This is a genomic window from Streptomyces sp. WELS2, from assembly GCF_013870595.1.
Lineage (GTDB): Bacteria > Actinomycetota > Actinomycetes > Streptomycetales > Streptomycetaceae > Streptomyces.
Genome location: NZ_JACBWZ010000370.1, coordinates 1 through 5927 on the forward strand (window position 1 = coordinate 1; position 5927 = coordinate 5927).

Below are 5927 nucleotides of genomic sequence, written 5' to 3' on the forward strand. Positions count from 1 at the left end.
ACGCTGCTGGTGAGCGCGGGGCTGTTGCTGCTGGGCGCGGTGCTGGCACTGCGGCTGCCGCGGGTCATGCAGTGCGGTGAGGAACCGGACGGCGCGGAGGTGGAACTGCCGGCCCCCCGGGAGGCGGAGCCGTCCGCCGCCCCGCCACGGGTCACCGCCTGACCCCGGCTCCACCCGGGCGAACGGAGACCGTGCCGGTCCGCTCGGACGCGGGACACCGTGCCGGTCCGCTCTGGACGTGCGGGACGCTCCGCCGTAACGTCGGCCGGAGAGCCGCAACTAGCGCTGCTAGTTTTGTCGCGTTTCCGTCCGGAGGGTGTCCCATGTCCGCGTCCGCGAAGCTGCCGCCGTTCGATGCCGCCGACCCGCTCGGCATCGACGATCTGCTGGAACCGGAGGACCTGGCGATCCGGGACACGGTCCGCGGCTGGGCGGCCGACCGTGTCCTGCCGTACGTCGCCGACTGGTACGAGAAGGGCGAGCTGCCCGGCATCCGGGACCTCGCCCGAGAACTGGGCGCGCTGGGCGCGCTCGGCATGTCGCTCACCGGGTACGGCTGCGCGGGCGCGAGCGCCGTGCAGTACGGCCTGGCCTGCCTGGAGCTGGAGGCGGCCGACTCGGGCATCCGGTCGCTGGTCTCCGTGCAGGGTTCGCTGGCGATGTACGCCATCCACCGGTTCGGCAGCGAGGAGCAGAAGCAGCGGTGGCTGCCGGGCATGGCGGCCGGCGAGGTGATCGGCTGCTTCGGGCTGACCGAGCCCGACCACGGCTCCGACCCCGCCTCGATGCGCACCCACGCCAAGCGCGACGGCGACGACTGGGTCCTCAGCGGCCGCAAGATGTGGATCACCAACGGCTCGGTGGCCGGTGTGGCCGTGGTCTGGGCGCAGACCGAGGAGGGCGTCCGCGGCTTCGTCGTGCCCACCGACAGCCCCGGCTTCTCGGCGCCGGAGATCAAGCACAAGTGGTCCCTGCGCGCCTCCGTCACCAGCGAACTGGTCCTGGACGGCGTACGGCTGCCCGGCAGCGCCGTGCTGCCGGAGGCCATCGGGCTGCGCGGACCGCTCAGCTGTCTCTCGCACGCCCGCTACGGCATCGTGTGGGGTGCGATGGGCGCCGCGCGCAGCAGCTTCGAGGCGGCCCTGGACTACGCGAGGTCACGGGAGCAGTTCGGGCGGCCCATCGGCGGCTTCCAGCTCACCCAGGCCAAGCTCGCCGACATGGCCGTGGAACTGCACAAGGGGATTCTGCTCGCCCACCATCTGGGGCGGCGGATGGACGCCGGACGGCTGCGCCCGGAACAGGTCAGCCTCGGGAAACTCAACAACGTCCGCGAGGCCATCGGGATCTGCCGTACGGCGCGGACGATCCTCGGTGCCAACGGGATCTCACTGGAGTACCCGGTGATGCGGCACGCGACCAATCTGGAGTCGGTGCTCACCTACGAGGGCACCGTCGAGATGCACCAGCTGGTGCTGGGCAAGGCGCTCACCGGGCTGGACGCCTTCCGGTGAGCCCCCTGGCAGGGCGGGGCCGGTGAGCGGCCCTGCCTCAGCTCTGGTTGAAGAAGCCGTCGGAGCGGTGCGCGGACGCCTCGCCGCTGATGATCTCCGTGTCGGCCGGGGTGAGCAGGAACACGCGGTTGGATACGCGGTCGATCGAGCCGCGCAGACCGAAGATGAGCCCGGCCGCGAAGTCCACGACCCGCTTGGCGTCGCCGGGCTCCATGTTGGTGAGGTTCATGATGACCGGGACCCCGTCCCGGAACAGCTCGCCGATGGCGCGGGCGTCCCGGAAGCTGTCCGGGGTCACCGTGCCGATCCGGCGGCCCTTCTCCTCGGCGGTGTCCGTGGCCACCCGCACGCGCGGGTCGGTGACCCAGGCGTCCCCGGACTCGGTGCCCTCGGAGTAGTCGTCGTCGTAGTAGCGCTCGTCATCGTTGTCGTCGACGAGGCCGAGCCATGCACTCGCCTTGCGTACCGATCCCATGGACGCCTCCTCTCACAGCGGTCTTTCTTGCTTTCCGCATCCCTATGGTCATCCATGATGCGGACGGCGCGCCAAGTGGATAGACGCCGCGCGGGGGGTTTGTGACGGTACTGGTGCACAGCCGATCCGTCGAGAGTCCTTGTGCCCCAAGGGCCGCGAGTCACACCGCTGCTGACTGAGAGTGAAATATGATTGTTCTCGGCGGACGGGTGAGAAGAGGTGCGTCCGGGTGATCCTGACGGACGCTCAGAGGGGCCCCGGCCGGTCGCCGGGGCCCCTCTGAGCGTCGGTTGCTCCGTTCAGTCCCGCTGTTCCGGCGGGCTGACGCGGGACTCCTTGATCGCCGAGCCGGTCGTCCCCCACTTCTTGAGAATCCGCTCGTAGGAGCCGTCCGAGAGCAGCTTGTTGACGGCCGCCTGGAAGGCCGGCGCCAGCTTCGAGCCCTTCTTGAAGGCGAAGCCGACGTCCAGCCGGTGGTACTCGTTGAGGAACTTCAGACCGCTCTGATGGGTGACGGCGTAGCGCAGGCCGTTGATCGTGGACATCACCACGTCGCTGCGGCCCTGCTGGAGCGAGGACCACACCGCGCTCGGCTCGCCGTACGTCTGCACCTGGTACGCCTTCTCGCCCGCGTCGGAGCACACGTGCTTGTTCCGCTCCAGCGTGGCCTCGAAGGTGGTGCCGGCGCCCGTCGCCACGTTCAGGCCGCACAGCTGCCTCAGGTCGGTGATCTTCTTCAGGTCGCTGTCCGCGCGGGCGGCGAAGCCCTGGCCGTCGTTGACGTAGGTGACGAAGTCGACGGTCTTGCGGCGCTCGTCGGTGACGCCGAAGTTGCTGGCGCCGAAGTCGTACTTGCCGCTGTCCAGGGCGGGCAGGATCGCGTCGAAGCTCGCCTGCTCCACCTTCAGCCTGATGCCGAGCACCCGGGCCACCGCCTGGGTGAAGTCGACGTCCTGGCCGGTCAGGGTCTTGCCGTCGCCCAGGTAGGCGGTGCCGGGCGGGGTGCCGCCGACGCTGACCGCGACGGTCAGGCTCGTGGTGCCGGCGGGCAGCAGCTTCGCCGCGGCCGGGTCCTTCCGGATGGCGGAGACGACGTCGGTGGTGGGTATCCCGGCGTTCTTGGCCGCCACTCCCGTACCGCCGGCACCGCCCGTACCGCCGGAGCCGGAACCGCAGGCGGTGAGCAGCAGGGCGGCCGATGTGATGGCGGTAAAGGGCATGACATACCGAAAAATGGGCGTACGCATCGCTGAGCGGTCTCCTGGGAGCAGACGGGTGTGCGGAAACGCGAGGGGAGGGGGGCGCGTGTGAAGGCGGGGGAGGAGCAAGAGAACGCGAGGAGGCCCGCCGAAGGGCGGGCGCGCGCAGGGGGTCAGCTCAACAGGAAGAGGACCACACGCGACCGAAGTCGATGTGGGAGCGGGTGACCAGCCACTGCTGTGGATGCATGGGCCAAGTGGAACAGGCATCCGGTTCCGCGTCAACTGACTTGAGATGTACGGCTCACAGTATGGACAGCCTTGACAGCGGACCGAAACGGCCCCGTACTCTCGGCATACGGCCCTGCTGAGGGGCTCGGCCGTATCCGCGCCGCGCGGCGCGCCCGTGTGAAGGCATCACCTTCGTTCCGACGATTCACGCGTCACGGAGCCTTCGCATGTCATCCGACACCCTCGCCCAAGTCCCCGCCGCAGCCAAGACACCCGAACCCGCCGACGCCCCGCGGATCGTCCCGCGGCGCCGTTTCGGCCAGTGGACGGCGGCCGTCGCCGTCCTCGTGCTGCTCGGGTTCGCGGTCGACTCCGTCCTGAACAACAAGGCGTTCCAATGGGACGTCGTCGCCGACTACTTCACCTCCGACGCCATCCTGCGCGGGCTGTGGCTCACCCTGTGGCTGACCGCCGTGGTGATGGCCCTCGGCTTCGCCCTCGGCACCCTGCTCGCCGCGTTCCGGCTGTCCGCCAACCCCGTGCTGCGGGCGGTCGCCTGGGGCTACGTATGGCTGTTCCGGTCCATCCCGATCCTGGTGCAGCTGCTGCTGTGGTTCAACATCGGGGCGCTGTACCCGCAGGTGCTCGGCGTGAAGACCGTCAACCTGCTCAGCCCGGTCGCCGTCGCGATCGTCGGCCTCACCCTGCACGAGGCCGCCTACGCCGCCGAGGTCGTGCGCGGCGGCATCCTCTCCGTCGACCGCGGGCAGATCGAGGCCGCCCAGGCGCTCGGCCTGAGCCCCGGGCGGCGCTGGTGGCGGATCGTGCTGCCGCAGGCGATGCGCTCCATCGTGCCGCCCGCCGCCAACATGCTGATCGGCACCCTCAAGGGCACCTCGATCGTCAGCATCATCGCCGTCAACGACCTGCTGTTCTCCGCCCAGTTGGTCTACCACCGCACCTACCAGGTGATCCCGCTGCTGATGGTCGCCACCCTCTGGTACGCCGTGGTCACCTCGCTGCTCGGCGTCGGCCAGTACTACGTCGAGAAGCGCTACGCGCGCGGCACGGAGAAGACCCGATGAGGCAGCAGCTGGTGATCGTCGGGGCCGGGCCGCGGGGGACCGGCGTCCTCGAGCGCCTCGCCGCCAACGCGCCCGCCCTGTACGCGGGCGAGGGCCTGGACATCCACCTGGTCGACCCCCATCCGCCGGGCGGCGGACGCATATGGCGCCAGGAGCAGTCCCCGCTGCTGTGGATGAACTCGCACGCCGAGGACGTCACCATGTTCACCGACGACACGGTGGCCATGGACGGCCCGGTCCGCCCGGGCCCCACCCTGCACGAGTGGGCCGGGCTCGACGGCAGCGTCTTCCCCGACCGCCGGCTCCAGGGCCGCTATCTGCGCTGGGTCTACGAACGCGCCCGGGACGCCCTGCCGCCGAACGTCACCGTCCACCACCACCCCCATCGCGCCCTCAGGATCGGCGGGCCCCGCGAGGGCCGCCAGCAGGTGTGGCTCGAGGGCCGCCCGGACCCGCTCCCGGCCGACCTGGTCATCCTCGCCCTCGGCCACCTGGACGCCGAACCCGACGGCGAGCAGGCCGCGCTGGCCGCCTACGCCCGCGAGCACGGCCTGGCGCACCTGCCGCCCGACTTCACCGCCGACAGCGACCTGTCCGCGCTGCGGGCCGGCGAACCCGTCCTCGTCCGCGGCTTCGGACTGGCCTTCGTCGACCTGATGGTGCTGCTCACCGAGGGCCGCGGCGGCCGGTACGAGGGGGAAACGTATCTGCCCTCGGGGCGGGAGCCGGTGCTCTACGTCGGCTCCCGGCGCGGGGTGCCGTACCACTCGAAGATCGGCTACGACCTCACCGGCGACCGGCCGCCGCTGCCCCGCTTCCTCGGCCCCGCCGAGGTGGACGCTCTGCTGGCCCGCCCCGGCGGCCCGGACTTCCGGCGCGATGTGTGGCCGCTGGTCGAGAAGGAGCTGGGCTTCGCCCACTACCACCGGCTGTTCGCCGCCCACCCCGGGCGTACGGCGATGGCCTGGCCGGACTTCGAGGAGAAGTACGCGGCGGCCGACGGCCCCGCCGAGGTGCGGGCGCTGGTCGCCGCCGCCGTGCCCGACCCGGCCGACCGGCTCGACCTGGCCGCGCTCGACCGCCCGCTGGACGGCGTGCGCTACGCCTCGCACGACGCCTTCCAGGACGGGCTGCGGGACTACATCGAGGCGGACCTGCGCCGCCGTCACGACCCCGCCCACAGCCCCGACCTGGCCGTCTTCCTCGGGCTGCTCTCCGTCTACGGGCAACTCGTGCGGCTCGGCGACATCGGGCCCCGGTGGCACGGGTTCTTCAGCTACCTGGCGTCCGGGCCGCCCGGACCCCGGCTGCGGCAGATGCTCGCGCTGTCCCGGGCCGGGCTGCTCCGGTTCGTCGGGGCCGACATGACCGTCACCGCCGAGGACGGGGTGTTCCGGGCCGCCGGCCCCACCGTGCCGGGCTT

Annotated in this window: 5 protein-coding genes; 3 read left to right on the forward strand and 2 right to left on the reverse strand. The window is 71.2% G+C overall.

From position 1 onward, the window contains the following. The first annotated feature begins 323 nt into the window (after positions 1 to 323). On the forward strand, positions 324 to 1514 hold the full coding sequence (locus H5J33_RS20725) for an acyl-CoA dehydrogenase family protein (protein ID WP_181796421.1): 1191 nt from the start codon (positions 324 to 326) through the stop codon (positions 1512 to 1514). 37 nt (positions 1515 to 1551) lie between these two features. Here H5J33_RS20725 and H5J33_RS20730 read toward each other — a convergent pair whose 3' ends face one another. Further along, complete coding sequence (locus H5J33_RS20730) at positions 1552 to 1989, reverse strand: cell division protein SepF (protein WP_030790534.1); 438 nt, start codon at positions 1987 to 1989, stop codon at positions 1552 to 1554. Positions 1990 to 2288: 299 nt separating this feature from the next. Further along, on the reverse strand, positions 2289 to 3209 hold the full coding sequence (locus tag H5J33_RS20735; RefSeq protein ID WP_181796422.1) for an ABC transporter substrate-binding protein: 921 nt from the start codon (positions 3207 to 3209) through the stop codon (positions 2289 to 2291). A 437-nt stretch (positions 3210 to 3646) separates the two neighbouring features. Between H5J33_RS20735 and H5J33_RS20740 the strand changes: the two genes are divergently transcribed. Both H5J33_RS20740 and H5J33_RS20745 read left to right on the forward strand, forming a co-directional pair. Continuing rightward, the gene (locus H5J33_RS20740; protein ID WP_181796423.1) at positions 3647 to 4504 is read left to right on the forward strand and encodes an amino acid ABC transporter permease; all 858 of its coding nucleotides are present in this window, start codon (positions 3647 to 3649) and stop codon (positions 4502 to 4504) included. Continuing rightward, positions 4501 to 5927: FAD/NAD(P)-binding protein (locus H5J33_RS20745; protein WP_181796424.1), on the forward strand; the 1427-nt coding region annotated here is incomplete at its 3' end. The genes H5J33_RS20740 and H5J33_RS20745, both read left to right, overlap by 4 nt.

Bases quoted from the DNA above. Each gene is read 5' to 3' on its own strand.
- H5J33_RS20730 (WP_030790534.1), bottom strand. From the start codon at position 1,989: ATGGGATCGGTACGCAAGGCGAGTGCATGGCTCGGCCTCGTCGACGAC.
- H5J33_RS20725 (WP_181796421.1), top strand. From the start codon at position 324: ATGTCCGCGTCCGCGAAGCTGCCGCCGTTCGATGCCGCCGACCCGCTC.
- H5J33_RS20735 (WP_181796422.1), bottom strand. From the start codon at position 3,209: ATGCCCTTTACCGCCATCACATCGGCCGCCCTGCTGCTCACCGCCTGC.
- H5J33_RS20740 (WP_181796423.1), top strand. From the start codon at position 3,647: ATGTCATCCGACACCCTCGCCCAAGTCCCCGCCGCAGCCAAGACACCC.